Annotated in this window: 4 protein-coding genes; all 4 read right to left on the reverse strand. The window is 47.8% G+C overall.

Translation table 11 applies throughout. The features are described from left to right. Positions 1–34: 34 nt before the first annotated feature. Positions 35–784, reverse strand: coding sequence for an ABC transporter permease (locus WC980_03025; protein MFA5794026.1), 750 nt, complete (start codon positions 782–784; stop codon positions 35–37). A 15-nt stretch (positions 785–799) separates the two neighbouring features. Next, positions 800–1456 carry a nicotinate-nucleotide adenylyltransferase gene (gene nadD, locus WC980_03030; GenBank protein MFA5794027.1) on the reverse strand — a complete coding sequence of 219 codons (657 nt, stop codon included), beginning with the start codon at positions 1454–1456 and terminating at the stop codon, positions 800–802. 83 nt (positions 1457–1539) lie between these two features. After that, entirely contained in the window at positions 1540–2457 is a 918-nt protein-coding gene (locus tag WC980_03035; GenBank protein ID MFA5794028.1) for a helix-turn-helix domain-containing protein, read from the reverse strand. Between the two features lie 655 nt (positions 2458–3112). Then, positions 3113–18337, reverse strand: a complete 15225-nt coding sequence (locus tag WC980_03040; GenBank protein ID MFA5794029.1) for a DUF2341 domain-containing protein — start codon at positions 18335–18337, stop codon at positions 3113–3115. Positions 18338–18482: the final 145 nt, after the last annotated feature.

Below are 18482 nucleotides of genomic sequence, written 5' to 3' on the forward strand. Positions count from 1 at the left end.
GTCGGCTGTAACTCACTACGTTCGAACAGCCGAACTATAGGCCGTAGAATAAATAGGTCAGCAAGAAGTCAAAAATCAATACGGTAATAAATGATATGACTACCGCTTTCATGGTAGCAGTCCCGACTCCGGCCGCGCCGTTCTCGGCCCTCAACCCCTGGGCGCAACTAACCACCGCTATGCTTATACCGAAGACAACCGCCTTGAATAAACCGGTGTAAATATCTTTATTAGTTAAAGCCTCGATGGCATTACGGAAATACAGTGAATGCGGCACATCAAGCGCCATTTTACCGATGACTCCTCCGCCGATAACGCCGACCAAATCGGTATAAATCGTTAATAGAGGACAAACAATAGCCAGCGCGACCAATCGCGGCAGAACCAGATACTGTATCGGCTCAATGGACATAACCTCAAGCGCATCAATCTCCTCCGAAACCTTCATGGTGCCGATTTCGGCGGCGATAGTCGAACCGATCAAACCGGCCAGGATATATCCGGTCATGACCGGCCCCATTTCACGGCACATCGAAGCGGCCACGAGCATGCCGATGGAAGCCTCCTGGCCATAGTCTTTCAGGGTAACGCCAGACTGGAGCGCCAGAACCATGCCGCTGAATATGGCCACAATCATGGCGACCGGGAACCCGCCAAAGGTACAAACTTCTATCTGGTGCAATATATCTTTATAGCGCTTGCCCCAGAAACGGTATGACATCAACGCCTGATAAAAAAGCATCAGGTGATAACCGATTTCAGAAACAAAATCTCTAATCCTCATAACAATCAATTATGATTATAGATAACAGTCCAAGTATAATTTATGATTGGTAATATAACTTTTGACCTGTTCCGGGACAAGCTTTTCGATACTCCGGCCGGCAGCTATTTTCCGGCGTATATCCGTGGAAGAAATATCAAGTGCAGGCCGTGAAATATAACTAGCAGTAATTTTACGGATAACCGGTATCGGGAACCGCATACTCCTTGTCATTTTACCCAGAGAATACCCAGGGCGGGCAATCACCACGAAATCAACCAGGTTAATCAAATCATTTATCCGATACCATTTATGCAGTTCCAACAGCGAATCGGTTCCGATGATGAAATAGAATTTCGTATTTAGGGGATAAAGCTTCCTAAGCTTCCTTATCGTGTTTATGGAATACGTCGGTCGTTTGACCTTAAGGTCTATACTGGATGCAATGAATTTAGGACACCTTTTTATAGCCAGCTTAACCATAGTCAAACGGTGCTTGGCCGGAAGAAGAATATCGTTATTTTTAGTACACTTGCCCCTATAAGCGGGATTGCTTGCGAGCTTATGGTAAGGCAGATAACAGGGTACAAATAAAATCTTATCCGGATTAAGGCGTTTTGCCACGGCCCGGGCAATGGCCATATGTCCGTTATGAATAGGATTAAAAGTTCCACCAAGAACCGCTATTTTCATATTATCAGTATAATCATTATGGTGGTCCTGTCAAAACAATATTAAAACCCATACTGTCTTTTCATCCAATACGGAAATTATCCTTAACGTGATGATTTACTATCCCAAATTTGGTAATTAGACCAGTGAACGTATTCCTCAGGCGGGAGTGATTCATAATCCTTGTGATGGATAGCCAATGCCGGATGACCTTCGGGCGTAACCACCTTTTTATAATGTAGATGGTAAAAGACAATGCGCGCCAGACCGGCCACCTGTCGGGCGCCCCGGCCCAGAAACGCCGATACCTTCTGCATATAGTTGAAATCATCCCTGTTGCCCACCCAGCCCTGATAGGCCTCGTCTTCTATGTAATACTTGGCTTTGTCGGTTTTATATTTATTGAGCACCTCCAGGCCGAAAAAATAATTCTCAGTAATAGCGCCGGTGCCATAGCGGTTGAGTTTGTGGGTAACATATTTCTGCACCTCGTCCGGTTTAAAGCGCCACTGTCGACCAACCTTGACCGCCGAGAGCGCGCCTGCGTCAACTAAACGATAAATAGTCCGGCGGCTGACGCCCAGGTAGCGTTCCACTTCACCAAGTATCATTAACGGCGCAATTACCGCCTGCCGGGTATTGTCGGTTATTCCCTGCAATATCATCCGGCACCAGAGCTCTTCCTTGCGGATAAGTTCCCTGATGGACTCAGCCGTGTGGCGATTAACCTTAAGCTCCCTGGCCACATCAGCGGCAGAGTCATTGTTGACCAAATACATATGTATAGCCAACAGCCACTGGCGCAAAGATAGGTGCGTGCCCTCAAGGATAGTGCCGACGGTGTCGCCAAACCTGATTTTGCATTGTAGACAAAAATAGCTCAGGCGGTTGGTACGTTTATGACGGTATATCTTTTGCTGAGGCCGGTTACAGTGCGGACATCTGATGCCCTCAGACCAGCGCAGACGGTGGAATAACATCTCAAGTTCCTGGTCAGTCACATTAGCCAGTATCTGTTCCATAGTTAGTACATGTGTTAATCTGTCTACTGTTATTTTGTCATATAAATGTCTATTTTATTACGCAGAAGCTACCTACCGCTTTGCATAAAATAGCCACTTTTAGACAAAAAGTCAAGCACAAATCGGCTATTTTTGTAAGAAACTATACATCATCATGGCTATATAACTTATTAAGTTATATAACGTTAAGTATAATTATGCAAGGAACTATCCAAAACAGTGACAGTATATGACAGGATATGATAATGGGGGGTAGGGCCACTCTATATACCCTGCCATCTCATCCTATATACCCTGACATCTCACCCTATATACCCTGACATCTCACCCTATATACCCTGCTATCTCACCCTATATACCCTGCTATCTCACCCTATATACCCTGGCATATCACTCTATATACCCTGGCATCTTATCCTATATACCCTGGCATCTCATCCTATATACCCTGCTATCTCACTCTATATACCCTGCTATCTTACCCTATATACCCTAGCATCTCACTCTATATACCCTGGTATCTTATCCTGTATAGTAGTACAAGTTATAGATATGGAGGATAGAATTGTTTTACAAAAATTATACTTGGAATAAACCTGATTAGAACGTTTTCGCCCGTGGTGTCTGTCCCCACCCTGAAATATTATCTTTATAATTAATTCGTAATGATTACCAGACCACTCCCGGTCCTGACGCCGCCAGTATTATCTTGATTCGTCCCGGCATTATAAGAACCACCGCCACCACCACCATACTGAGAACTATTTGATGCGCCGCCGCCAGAATAACCACCGCCACCGCCGCCACCCCAGCCATTGCCGTGCGTACCACCGCCACCGCCAAATCCACCGTAGATGTAAGAACCGGTAGGTCCTCCATTACCTCCGTTTATAAAAGCATAACCACCCGCTAAACCGCTGGATGGAGCAGTGCCTCCATTACCAGTCAGCCCGCCGCCTGGTCCGGCATATCCTCCCGAAGTACCACCACTACCGCCTGTCCCACCAGTTCCACCGCTTTGTCCAGCAGTTCCATTATTTGAAGTAGTAGCATCAACCCCAGAACCATTATAACTGGACCCACCACCACCACCTGCGATAATTAGCGGGCTATTGCTATTATCAGTAACAAACGTTCCACCACCACCTCCTCCATCGTAAGTACCGCTAGGACCTTGCTGCCCAACTAATATCTTCAATTGAGTTCCTGCAGTTAGATTAAAATCACCCCTCATCCTTGCGCCTTTTCCAGGTGTGTATTGTGTGTAAGAACTACCTTGTCCACCTTGAGCACCCCAAACTTCTATATGGAAAACACCGGTATAAGGCGCTGTCCAGTTTTGGATCGTTCCGGTTTGACCAGTCCCGGTAGGATTAAAGGTGACATTTACTACCACAAAAGTAGTAGCGCTGATAATATTTGAGTAAGTGCTGACTCCCAAGCCATTATATGACCTGATTCGATACCAATAAGTAGTGAAATTTGCGAGTCCTGTATCGGTATACACGGTGGTATTAGCAGTAATTGTCTGGGTAACGGTCCAGCTGGTACCATTTAATGAGCGTTCTAACTGGAACCCCTGCTCACCAAGAGAATTATTTGTCCATTGAAGGGTTATATCTATAGTTACCGCAGCGGCTGTCAGATTAGACGGCGCCAGTGGCGCTACAGTCCGGGCTATATCTTGGTTAGAATAAGGATGGTTTACAAGGAAGTTATAAGACCTGACCCGGTAATAATAGGTGGTGCCGGCCGAAAGACCTGTGTTAGTGTACACCGTGGTATTGGCCGGGACGGTATCAATCTGAGTCCAACTTGAGCCGTCCGGCGAACGTTCTATCTTGAATCCGTTCTCGCCGGGCGAATTGTCCTGCCAGGTCAATACAACCTCTGTCGCGGAATTTACTTTAGCGACCAGGTTAGTGGCAATATTGACAGCGGTATTTGTTAAACACTTCACTATTACTATGCCGGAATACCCATTGCCCGCTACCACGCCTGCATCTCCGGCAGTGCCTCTTAAAGAATTGGCAGAATCGCCCGGTATTGTGCCGGAACCGGCGGTTAACACGCCGGATGATATCGCTGTGGAAGAAAGGTAACCTGAACCGCCGCCGCCGCCGGACATACTATTGGGTTCCTGATAGCCTCCGGCTGAGCCGCCCCAGTAGCCGCCGCCGCCGCCGCCGCCATAGCTGTTCATCAAAGGCATACCGCCCTGCAAAGCGCCTTGTCCTCCGAAACCAATATTCGTGCTGTACTGCCCGGTGACATCAACCCCATAAGAAGACTGGGTTCCTGGATTGCCGCCAAAGTTTGCTAGATAAGGTGAATATCCTTGTTGGCCTGATGAGCCGCCGCCGGCGCCGCCGGCATTTCCGGTTCCGGCACGGCTGCTGCCGCCGCCGCCACCGCCACCGGCAATGATAAGGGCATTGGCCTGAGAAACGGATGATGCGAAGATTCCGGAATAACCACCACCTCCACCTGAGTACCTATTATCAGAATTATTGTTCGATGCCGGGCCGCCGCCACCCGTTGCGCCGGTAGGATATGACCAGACCACTCCTCCACCGCCAACTACAATATTATAGATTGCGCCGGAAGTTGCACTTAATATACCTTGAGCGGCGCCGCCGGCCCCGCCCGGAGCGCCATAGCTCCAGCCGCCGACAGTCCCGCCGGCCCCCCCGCCGCCCCAAGCATAAACCTCAATATTTCCGCCACTTGTAACTGTAAATACTCCGCTTGAAGTGAAAGTATGAATTGGATAACCACCAAGATATGTAATTGTTCCGCCTGTTGCGACTACGCTAGATAATGTTATTTGGCTAACCGGACTGGAATAATTACTATTTCCAATGCCATTATAGGCCCGAATCTTGTAGGCATATGCTGTTGCCATTAATACCGCACTATCGGTATAAGTAATAACATTACGACCAAGCGTGGCAAGCAGGGTATAGGTTACACCATCCATAGAGCGCCAGACCTCAAACCCAGTCTCATTATCATCATCATTCCATTGCAAAGCAATGGATAATGATGAAACTGTGGTAGTTATCAGCCCTGACGGCGCATCAGGCAAAGCAGTCCGGGTTGGTTCTGTATTAGAATACTGATGATTCACCAGGAAGTTATAAGACCGGACCCGATAATAATAGGCGGTCACAGCTGAAACACTCGTGTCGGTATAAACCGTGGTATTAGCCGGGACGGTGTCTATCTGCGCCCAACTTGAGCCATCCGGCGAGCGTTCTATCTTGAATCCATTCTCACCGGGAGAATTATCCTGCCAGGTTAACTTCACAGATGTCTCGGAAATTACCTGCGCAACTAAATTAGTGGTAATATTTAAGCCACTCTGTATTAAATACCTGACTATGACTATGCCGGAACCGCCTGCACCCGAGCCAGTACAATAACTGGTTGCCCAGTAGGAACCGCCACCACCGCCGCCGCCGGTATTTGCAATTGCATTAGGGGTAGAACTTCCTCGTGTTGTTGCGTTAACTTCTACAGGATAGAAATTGTAAGCGTAGTATGAGGTAGTGCCAGCGCCGCGACCACCACCATCAAAACCATCGCCGGCCCGCTCGCTGCTGTTACCACCACCGCCACCGCCGCCGGCATAATATTTTAATGAGCCGGTAATTGAACAGGCAAACCCAGTTCCTCCATTTCCTGGTAATGAGCCATTAGTAGCGACTCCGGCACTGCTGGCGCCGCCGCCGCCACCACCCGGCTGTAAAGTACCGGCACCATTACCGCCGGAATTTCCATAGCCGCCTGTTTGAGTAGAAACCCCATACCCATAACTATTACCGCACGAGCCACCGCCACTGCCACCATTCTTACCACTATATCCAGCTGTACTGCCACCACCGCCACCACCAATTGCTGTGAGTGAACTAAAAACGGAATTTTGTCCATTATTCCCTGCTGCTCCGGTCCCATTGGGAATTCCAGCGCCACCATTTCCAACGGTTACAGTATATGCCTGTCCAGTAACGGCAAATGATGTGTTATAAATCACACCACCACCACCACCACCACCATTGCCATTACTTGTAGTGTGATGTCCGCCGCTCCCGCCGCCGGCAACAACAAACACTTCCACATCCCCACCTGTAGCGGTAAATGTTCCGCTTGAAGTAAAAGTATGGATCTTATAATTACCAAAATATGTAATCGTTCCGCCTGTTGCATCCATAATAGGAGTAATTGAGCTGATTATATTGGAATAATCACCACCAATGCCGTTATAAGCACGAACTTTATAGGCATATGCGGTTCCCATCAAAAGACCGCTGTCGGTATAGGAAGTGGTATTACGATCAAGCGTGGCAAGCAAGGTATAAGTTATTCCGTCCATAGAACTCCAGACCTCAAATCCGGTCTCGTTATTGGCATTATCAACCCATTGCAAGGTTATAGACGACGAAGAAACTGTCGTAGTTATCAGCCCGGACGGCGCATCAGGCAAAGAAGTCCGGGTTAACTCAGTGTTAGAATAAAGATGGTCTAAAAGGAAGTCATAAGACCTGACCCGATAATAATAAGTATTAGTCGGCGTTACGGTGGTATCGCTATAAACCGTAATGTTATGCAGGGCGGTGCCAATCTCGATCCAGCTTGAGCCGTCCGGCGAGCGCTCAATCTTAAACCCGCTTTCGCCCAGCGAATTATCATCCCAAGCCAAATCAACCCGATTCCCGGAAACCACAGTTGCTACTAAATTACTGGTCTGATTTACCGGGACCTCCGTGGAAATCAATGTTAACATCGGTTCAACCGCCGCGTATTTGCGGATACGCCAGTTATCTATATAGAATTGACGGCTATAACCGGCGTAACCTATTCTTAATGGCGAGGTCCCATCTGCCGTAGAATCACGGCATAATTGGTACGTATTACCTCCGTTGGTGCTGATATAATACGATGCGCCGCTTGACGCCTTAACCATAATCCTAAATTTATACGGACTGCCCTGACTGAAGGAAGTAACATCAGACCCGGTATTTGAAGCATATTCATAAGTTGTTAACGAAGTGGTGTTATTAGGATATAAATTATGAGGATACTTATCATAACTATAGTCAGATGGATTTGCCTGATTAACACCCCACATAGAATTAACACTACCATATGTCTGGAAATCAGCCTCCACCGCCCAGTTATCACGATCAAATGCCTGTTTGGAATACATCCCACTATCCCAACTGCCTGTCCCGCCGGTCACCTTAAGCCGACCATTTTCTATTGTCTGATAGGTTCCACTGGCTTGCCACTTATTAGTATCTATAGACGGGCCGATAAAGTCATCAAAGAATATAAAAGTATCAGTTCCGCTGGAAGAGTCGGTAGCCGAGGCATTGCCATAGAACATCTTCAGATGGGTATTCCCGGCCGGCAGAGAGGGGATTTTAACCCAGAACTTATTATCCGTTTCCTGCCAGTACGGAAATTCCCGGGTCATAGCCGCATCGGTAAACCTGATATCGGTGTAGTCGTGCCTAACCTTGGGCGTGCCGGCATTGTACTGGGCCTGGATTTCAGCCAGGGATAGCGACCGATTATAGATACGCACTTCGTCTATAAGCCCGTTGAAATACCAGAGGAACGCATCTGCCCGGGCGCCAATAGCGTTGTAAGCGGACGATTGAATATTAGGAGACATCGCCACGGGGCTGCCGTTAGCGCTGCCATCAATATATAACTGTACATTCGTTCCGTTGTATACGGCACAGACATGATGCCAATTTCCGTCAGTTACAGGTGCCGCAGAAGTAGGCCCCGCAGCACCACTCAAATCAAATTCCAATTGATTAGATGCATTAACAAAGAACCAGACGCCCTGGTTTGCAGTAGCCGGAACACCAAAATTAATAATCTGCTTCCTGGTATCAGTAATGGCTGTTTTAATCCATGATTCAATAGCAAATGAGCCTGTTCCCAAAATTGGCGTGGCGCTCAAAGTAACATAATAATTACCGGAGCCATCAAATGAAAGTGCATTGCCGAACCTTCCGGGCACCCGAGTTGGGACAGTACCCGATGTCCCGTTATTACCTGAACCGGACATATCTGCCATAGCAGTGGAAGTATCGGTCAATGGTTCGGAGAAATGCCAGCTCCCGACTAATCCCGTATTATTAATAAAATTAGAATCATTAAATGGATTAATCTGCACCTGGTAATCAGTCAGGTTGGAACCGGTATTGGCTACGGTTATTTGCCTGAAATACTGCCATTTACCGCCTCCGCCATTGGAAAGCGATACGGTGGTAGAGGAAATAACATTGGAATAGCTACTGTTGCCGATGCCGTTAAACGCCAACAACCGGTAATAATAAACCGTATTCATAGACAGGCTGGTATCGGCATACGAGGTTATATTGGCCGGCACGGTTATGGTTACCGCCCAATAGGCGCCATCCGAGGAGCGCTCCAAATAGAATCCATTCTCGCTGACAGAATTATCATTCCAGCTCAAGGATATTGCCGACGTTGTGACCGTGTTAGTCAACAGGTTAGTAGGCGCTATCGGAGCAATAGTCGTAGCCGTTATATAGGATGAATAAGGATGATTCCCGCCATCATCATAAGACCGGACACGGTAATAATAGACCCCGGTAGGTGTAACCGTGGTATCCGAATATATATTAATATTGGGCGATGTCGTCCAGATTTCGGTCCAGTTACCCGCGTCAAAAGACTTCTCTATCTTAAACCCCAACTCGCCGAATGAATTATCATTCCAGACAAGATCAACCTGATTACCGGAAACGACATTTGCCGCCAGGTTGCTAGCCTGGTTAATCGGCACCTCAGCAGAAATCACAGTCGCTGCCGGCTCAACAGCGCTGTATTTGCGGATACGGATATTATCTATATAAGTATTATATCCGCTGGTATACAACGGCACAAGTACTTTATCAAAAGATGTGACATTACCGCGCATATCGCCGTCATATAAAGGTCCGGTATCATTCACAGAAACCTTAATGTTTTGGGTAACGGGGTTTATTACTGTTTTTATACGATACCACCTATCAAGAGTATAGCTCAATAAATTATAATCCCCGGCATCTTTATAGTAGAGCAACTTTCCAGTCGAATTGTACGTCGTGACCCAACCGCCATTATAATCGCCATATAACGTACCGTCTCCGAAACACAAACCGCTATTAGCGGCAATATGGTTCTGATTCCATTCCGCCACAAAGGCATTTGTCTGGGCCGGAATTGATTTATAAACTGTCCCATAACCGCTGTTATACCAATGGCGTAAACTCTTGCCGGAAATAGCTCTATTGGTTGAGACATCATTGGTTGTCCCACTACCGGTCTGCGTCCAGCCGCCTTGCCCATCAATGCCGCCTGCAGTATAGTTATCAAAATCATCAAAAAAATCAAATACGTTATAACCGTTTGAAGACGAGGTCGCCGAAGCATTACCGTAGAACATCTTGATAGGAGTATCACCAGCCAGAATAGAAGGTATTTTAATCCAGAAACGATTATCCGCTTCCTGCCAATAAGGCAATTCCGCGGTTAAATCTGAATTAGCAAAACGAACGTCCTTGTAATCCATCGATATCTTGAAAGTCCCTGCGTTGTAGCGAGTAACAATCTCAGAAGCCACCAGCGCCCGGTTGTAAATCCTGACCTCATCTATAAGCCCGTTGAGATAATTCCACGCCTCACCGTCGGTTCCAATGCGCAAATTGCTAGAAACATCTGGCATTGCCGCAGATTGGGTTTGAACCCCACCGGTTTCCACGCCATTAACATATAAATACCAATTACTCCCATTTCTCACTACTGAAATATGATACCAGGTAGTCGTATTAGCCGTCCAGTTCCACGAAGCAAAATAATTAGTCCCAGCCGGATTCATAAAATTAAATGTTATAAGTGTGTTATTATATGCAAAACTGGTATTCATGTTTTTCACCAGAGACCATTTTAAGTTATTACCGCCCCCATTTGACTGGCCGATGATACTTTCGATATCAGCTAAACTATTCCATTTCGCCCAAAGTTCTATGGTAAATGAGTTTGTTCCGAAATTCCACTCAGGTTTATCAGGAACACTCACATACATGTTGGTATTATTAAATGAAAGCGCGTTACCAAAACGTCCAACCACCCGGGTGGGGCTGCTGGTCAACGTACCGTTATTACCTAAACCGGACATATCGGTCGTAACGGTTGAGGTGTCAGTCAGGGATTCAGAGAAATGCCAACTCCCGACTAATCCCGTATTATTGATAAAATCAGAATCCGTAAACGGATTAATCTGTACCTGGTAATCCGTCAGCGCTGAGCCGGTATTTGTAGCCGTAATAGTCTTGAAATACGCCCAGTTGCCGTTACCGTTATTGGAAAAGTTTGGAATGGCAAAGATTTCGTTTGACGTAGAGCTATCCCCTATATTATTATAAGCGTACACCCTGTAATAATAATATCTGTTGAATAATAAAACGTTATTATCGGTCCACGAAGTCGTATTCCGTGGCAAAGTGGCATAATCGGCATAAGTCCCTGACAAGGCGGTCTTTCTTTGCACCTTGAATCCATCCTCGTTATTGGAATTATCCATCCACTGCAAGCTAACTGATGATGATGTAACCGTGGTTGTTATCAATCCGGACGGTACAGCCGGAATTGAGGTCCGGTTTATCGTGACATTAGAAACTGCGCCATCGCCTATGGTCAGATTGTACGGCTTGACCCGGTAATAATAATCAGTATCTGGAGTCAAACCGGTATCCGAATACGCCATGCTGTTGGCCGTGGCCGTGGCAATCTGCGCCCAGGCCAGTCCGTCCGGGGAGCGTTCTATCTCAAAATAATCCTCATTATCTGAGTTATCCTGCCAAAAAATATTTATCTGGGTTGTTGATACCACTATGGAATCCATGTTAGAGACTGAGTTTATAGAATTTTCGGCGCCAACAGAAGTTGTCGGCTCCACAGCAAGATACTTCCTGACCCTTATCCAGTCATAACAACTATTCACTGTGCTGTATTCGGCCTGACTCAATCTAAATGTCACAGAGTTCCAATAATCAGATGCCTTAGTATCTGTTCCCAGCTGGTTATAATTGGATCCCAAAGTTATAGCTTTAAATCCGATCGATGATAGGCGGGTTATCCGATAGATGTACCAAGTATTGGCTGACGTGGTCGCGTATTGCGATCCATTAGTGTAACTACCGCCATTTTCACGGTATTGCATCTGCGGTCCGGTACCGCCGGGCCAAGGTTGTATGGCAAAACGATTAGCGGACTGCTCGAAATAAAGGCGCACATTGTTTACCGCATCACTCTTATACATCGTTTCCCAGATAACGGCGTCAGACGGACCACAGGTGTAAGCGCTAGTCAAGCCTTTCCAGCTTGTACCATCCGACCAGCCGTTTAGTACTCCCGAACTTATATAATATAGCAAAGAAGTACTAGTCCATTTAGACGCGCTGAGCGTGCCGGTCGAAAAATCTTCTCCAAATATAAAGGTATTAGTAATATCGCTGGAGGCACTAGCCGCAACGTTCCCGTAAAGCATCCGAATAATGGTATTGCCATTGGGCAAAGACGGCACCTTAACCCAGAATCTATTATCCGCCTCCTGCCAAAATGACAACTCCTGAGACATATCGGAATTGGTAAACCTTATATCCGCGTAATCGCTTTTAATCCTGTTCGAGCCAGTATTACTTCCGGCGTTATAATGAGCCTGGACTTCTACCGTCGAAAGCACCCGATTATACATCTTGAACTCATCTATGGTACCGCCGAACCTGTAAAGATTATTCGTATTCCAACCGCTGATTCTGGCCGTTGCCGCGATATTTCTATTAGAATTCGTCGGGCCTCCTAACTGTTGGCTCAAAACCTTTTGCACGCCGTCTATAAATATCGAGCCCAACGTGATATCACCGTTATTAAAAATAGCCACCACGTGAACCCAGCGGTTAGCCAGCCCGGCCGAAGAAATCCCGTAAATATTCCCTTCTGCCGTATTAAACCCAAACGCGCCTCCGGCAAAATACAAATAATAATCGGTCCAACCGAACGGCATAACTCCCTCAACTCCATCCCAATACATCCAGAATTCAACTGATGTTTTAGCATTAGCCGTTGAAATATCCACTCCAGACAAAGTTAATCCAACATAGTCATTACTCCGATCAAAACTTAATCCGTTGCCGAACTTACCAGCGCTGATAATACCATTCGGACTGTTGAATCCGCTTAATGTTGCGGCATTAAAATAGTTACTTCTATCCAAAACTGGACCATTCACTGTCCCAACCGTATCATTGAAATGGAGACTAAGAACCAACCCGTTGTTATTTAATGGAATTGCATCATTAAACGGGTTAACCACCACCTGATAATTGGCAATCGTCGCGGATGTATTGCTTATGGTTATAGGCTTGTAATACCCCCACCAGCCGCCGCCTGGATTAGAGATATTTACAGTAGTCCTAAAATTCCAGCCGGACGACCAGTCTGACGTGACATCCGGACTGCTTGCCTGCACCCGCCAATAATAAGTACTTGAGTAGTTCAATCCGGCTACCGGATAAGTCAGCGACGAAATATTACTCTGATCAAAAACAATAGTTACAAATCCGCTATCTAACGCCACCTGAAGCCGGTATTTATCCGCCCCGATGGCCTGATCCCAACCGAATACCGGACTGTTTGGAAAATTTATTACGCCGTTCCGAGGAGAAGACAAAGACGGTGTTCCGATAAGGGTGGTGAATGTCCAGGCCGCTGACCAGTCGCTCTCTTCCAGATTAACGCCAATGGCTTTAACCTGATAATAATACCGCTTGGCATAACTGAATATTCCGCTTACGTTACGCGAAGTCGTTGCTATGCCATCCTGGTCAAATACTGTGGTCGAAAAAGACATATCCGAGGCAATTCTCAAGCGATAGGTAACCGTGGTGTTCGTAACGGGATCCCATTCCAAATCAAAATTAACAAACAGTCCGGCTGCGCTGTTGGTCGGCGATATCAATGTCGGCTGGTCCGGAACTACCGGTATGGTCCTAAAACTTCTTTCAGCCGACCAAGCCGAAGAACCACTAATATTACTGGCATTAACACGCCATGAATATTGGGTATCGTTAGCCAAAACCGTTACAGCCTTGTAAGTATTGACTATGCCGGACTGGTCAAAAGCCAACGGCACTACTGAGAAATCAGTGCCGGTAACAACCTGTAACCTGTAATTTGAAGCGTAGTTTGCCGAATCCCATTTCAGGGCCGGGCTGCTCGATATCCTAGTTGCGGCATCAGCCGGGGAATTAAGCTGCGGCTGGGCCGGTATGGGCGGAATGGTCGTGAAACTCCGGGCTGTCGACCAAGGCGAAATTCCCTCGGCATTAGCCGCACTAACACGCCAGTAATAAGTAACACCGCTGGACAGCGCCGCGGCGTAAGACGTCACCACCGAGTTTTGGTTTACGATAATGTTGCCGAACCCGGAATCTGTCGCGATATTAATCCTGTAAGAAGTCACTCCGAAAGAGGCGCCCCACTCCACAGTAGGGCTAAGCGCTACCCCGGTAGCCTCGTTTGCCGGCGATACCAAAGTTGGAGTTGATATAACCGTCTTGAATCTCCGGTATGAAGACCAATCGCTCTGGCCCCCGTTATTCACGGCCTTTACTTTCCAATAATAAAGCGTATTATTTAATAAACTTCCCGGCTGGAAAGAATTCGCGGCGATTCCGCTTTGGCTAACCACCGGACTGGCGAAATCAGAACTGGTGGCAACCTGCAGTATATAAGAATGCACATTGGTATCAACGTTCCATTGCAATGCCGGAGGTAACCATTGCCCGGTAACATTATCCGCCGGCGAGCTCAGGACCGGCTGGGCCGGCGGCTGAGGCGCCACAGTAAATTTACGGATGAGCGACCAACCGGACGTGCCCCCGGCGTTAGAGGCATTAACCCGCCAGTAATATACGCTACTATAATTCAATGCCGGATTAATCGCATATGAAGTCGCGGTTATCCCGGACTGGTTAATCACCGTCGTTGCGAAATTAATCACTGTTGATATCTGCAAACCATATGATACCGCATCGCTGGAAGGATTCCAAAGCAAGGTTGCGCTAGGCGGGATATCCACCGCATCACTGGCCGGATAAGAAAGGGCCGGCACTGGAGGCGCGGCGATGATGGTAGTAAAATAACCCGTATCCGACCAGTCGCTGGTACCGCCGGCATTGATGGAACTCACCCGCCAATAATACATGGTATTGTTAACCAGCCCACTCAGGTTATAAAAAGTTAGGTTAATATTATTCTGGTCATTAATGGTCGTGGCAAAAGACGCCGAGACCGATGTCTGCAAACGATAATAAGCCGCCCTGGCCGCGGCGCCCCACTGCAAAAAAGGATTGACGGCTATCCCCGTGACGCCGGATCCCGGCGAAGACAGTATCGGCTTGTCCGGCGCAGCTATTATTGTAGTAAACTTAAAAACTGCAGACCAGCCTGAAGTTCCGCCGGCGTTCCCGGCCTTGACCCGCCAATAGTAAGGAGTGTAATTGGCCAGCCCGCTCAACCCGGTCGTTGTCACATTAAGTCCAGCCTGGTCCAGGATAATCCAAGCGAAACTACTATCCGTAGCAACCTGGACCTGGTACACTGTAGCTCCTGCCACGTCGGACCAGACCAAAGTCGGATTAACTGCAACCAGCGTGGCGTTATTGGCCGGAGACGTCAAAACCGGAGCAACCACAATAGTGGTAAACGTCCGGTATAACGACCAGATGCTTTCTCCACCTATATTAACCGACTTGACTCGCCAGTAATAAACCGTATTGTTTAACAATCCAGATACCTGATATGAAATCCCCGAGATACTATTCTGATTAACAATCAGGCTGCTGAACAACGCATCGGTAGCCACCTGAACAGCATAGGTTAAAGCCCTGGCCGCAGCATCCCAGGATAATGTCGGATTAAGAGCTGTTCCGCCTGCCGCATCTGCCGGCGCACTCAGAACCGGCTGGGCCGGAGCGGCTATAATAGTCGTGAACGACCAAACTGACGACCACGGCCCAGTGCCGGTGATATTGGTGGCGTTAACCCGCCAGTAATAAGCGGTTAAGTTAGCCAGACCGGTAACAGCCAAACTGGTACCGGTAATACCCGACTGGTCAACAATAGTTGAAGCAAAACTGCTGTCTGCGGATAACTGCAACCGGTAAGAAGCGGCGCCGTTGGTGATGTTCCAGACCAACGTTGGATTAATCGCTATATTACCGGCGTTGTTAGCCGGAGCTGACAAAACCGGTGCTAACGGTATGGATAATGCCGTAGTGAAACTGCTCGTTCCTGACCAGGGGCCGATACCGCCGTTATTAGCTGCCCAAACACGCCAGTAAAAGATAACATTATTATCTAAAGTGGCGCCCTGATACAAGGTCACGGCAATACCGCTCTGGTCAACAACCAGTACAGAGAAATCCGATGCGGTCGATACCTGTATCCGGTACGATGACGCCGTGTTCACAGCGCTCCAGCTGAAAGTCGGGCTGAACGAAAGCCAGGTCGCCCCGTCAGCCGGCGTGGCCAAAACCGGCGCCGTTGCCGGCGCGGCGATGATGGTAGTAAAACTGGCTGTATCAGACCAGACGTTTACCCCGCCAATGTTGGTGGCATTAACACGCCAGTAATATGCGGTCAAATTAGCCAGTGACGAAAGTGCATAGCTGGTGGCAGTTAAATTAGCCTGGTCCAGGATAAGACTGGAAAAATCGCTGTCCGCCGAGACCTGCAACCGGTAATACGAAGCCCGCGCTGCGGCGTTCCAGAATAAGATCGGATTGATACTCATATCAATCACCCCTGATGTAGGCGATGATACCGTTGGTTTATCCGGCGCCGCAATTATGGTGGTAAAACTAAAAACAGCTGACCAGCTCCCGGCACCGCCCGGGTTCTTGGCCTGAACCCGCCAGTAATAAGTTGTCAGGTTAGCCAGGCTGACGGCCGCGTAAGAAATTCCGCCGACCTCGACATTTATAGTGGTCGAAGCAAAACTGCTCACCGGCGAAACCTGAAGCAAATAAGTTGCCGTATTGGTGGCGGCATTCCAGACCAACAGCGCATTGACCGGCACGTCAACACTGCCATCAGCCGGCGTTAACAAAGTCGACACCCCAGGCTGGGCGTAAAGTGTCCTGGCTGATGACTCATTGGAAGACAAACTGCTATCCGAAGCGCTGTATGCCTTGACACGATAAATATAAAGCGTGTAAACCGTCAATCCGGGATTAGACCATGTCGTTACGTTCGGCCCAAGGCTGGCCACCTCGCTGAAATCACTTTCAAACTCGGAGCGGCGCTCTATCTTGAATCCATCCTCAGTCGTTGAATTATCAATCCAGGACAGATTAATCTGGGTGTTTGACATTGATACCGCCGCCAGACCGGACGGCGCCGGGATAACCTGCCAGTTGCCCGCGGAATTGGACGCGAACTTCAAATCCCAGTTCTTGATATCAAGATAGGAAATAAAGGCCTGGTTGGTCCCCAGGCAAATCGAACCGTATTGCCCAACCTCATTGGAATCAACCAGTCCGGTTGTCCATAACCCGGCATTATACCGGGCATACTTAAGCGCCTTGTTGGTGCTGTCATAATAACTTATGTGGCTGTTATTTTTACTGTCCACAGCAATGGATGTAAAATCACCCACATCGCCGATAGCGTCAATTGTGGTCATCTGCCAGGAACCTAAAGCATTGGTGGCGTATTTCAGGTTGCGATTAGTCCAGTCACCGTAGCTGATATTGACCTTGTTATTGGAATCAATAGCAATATCAGTATAAAACCCCACGTCTCCGATGCTGTCTACCGCTATCGCCACCCACTGCCCGGAAATGTTAGTCACGTATTTAAGGTCGCCGTTGGTCTGGTCATAATAACTTATGTGCACTTTATTGCTGTGGTCCACCACCAGCGATAAGAACAACCCCACCTGTCCGGCTGAATCAACGGTCGAAGTCTGCCAACTGCCCGAAGCATTGGTCGCGTATTTTAGGTCGCTGGTAGCGCTGTTGTAATAACCGATATGCGCCTTGTTGTCAGAGTCTATACTGATGGATGAATAAAACCCGTTATGCCCGCCGGCATCGACCGTATAGGCCAGCCAGGCGCCGGAAATATTGGTGGCGTATTTCAGGTTTGTATTGGTCCGGTCGTAATAAGAAATATGGACCTTGTTATTGCTGTCAACCGCTATGGAAGAAAACTCTCCGATGTCACCAACGCTTTCCACTGCCGTGCTGACCCAACTGCCTGACTCATTGGTGGCATATTTTAAATCTGCGTTACTGTAGTCGTAATAGCTGATATGCATTTTATTACTGCTGTCGATGGCCATGGAAGTAAATCCGCCCACATTGCCCGCCGAATCGACCGTGGTAATGGTCCAGAGCGTAGTCGCCGAAGCTTCATTGGAAGGCAGGCTTTCTCCGGCTGTATTATAAGCAAAAACCCTGTAGTAATACAGGGTTACTTCGGAAACAGCGCTGTCGGAATATACGGTGCTGTTGGCCGGCAACGTTACCAGCGATTGGTATGTCCCGCTGATGCCGGTCTTGCGCTCTATCCGAAAACCATCTTCATTCCCGGAATTATCAGTCCAGGAAAGAGTTATCAGGTTTGCCGATGAAGTGGCGGCTCCCAGGCCTGAGGGCGACTGAAGCTCGGCGCTGCTGCCGCTGATTACCTGCCGGGCCTGGTCCTCACAAAATCCGCCATAGCTTAGTATGCCCAACCCTATCAGAATGACCAAGCTTAGCTTCTTGTAGGCGTTGTTCTTTAGCATATTTTACCTGATTTCAGTCTAAATCAAGACCCAATTTTGTCAAGATAAACCTCAGCCTTTTTAACCTATGTTACACCATCTTAATATTAAGCAAAAAGCGTGCCTAATGGCCAAAAAACGGTTGCCGGAAAATAGCTCAAAAATG

This window comes from Candidatus Brocadiia bacterium, assembly GCA_041658285.1.
Taxonomy (GTDB): domain Bacteria; phylum Planctomycetota; class MHYJ01; order JACQXL01; family JACQXL01; genus JBBAAP01.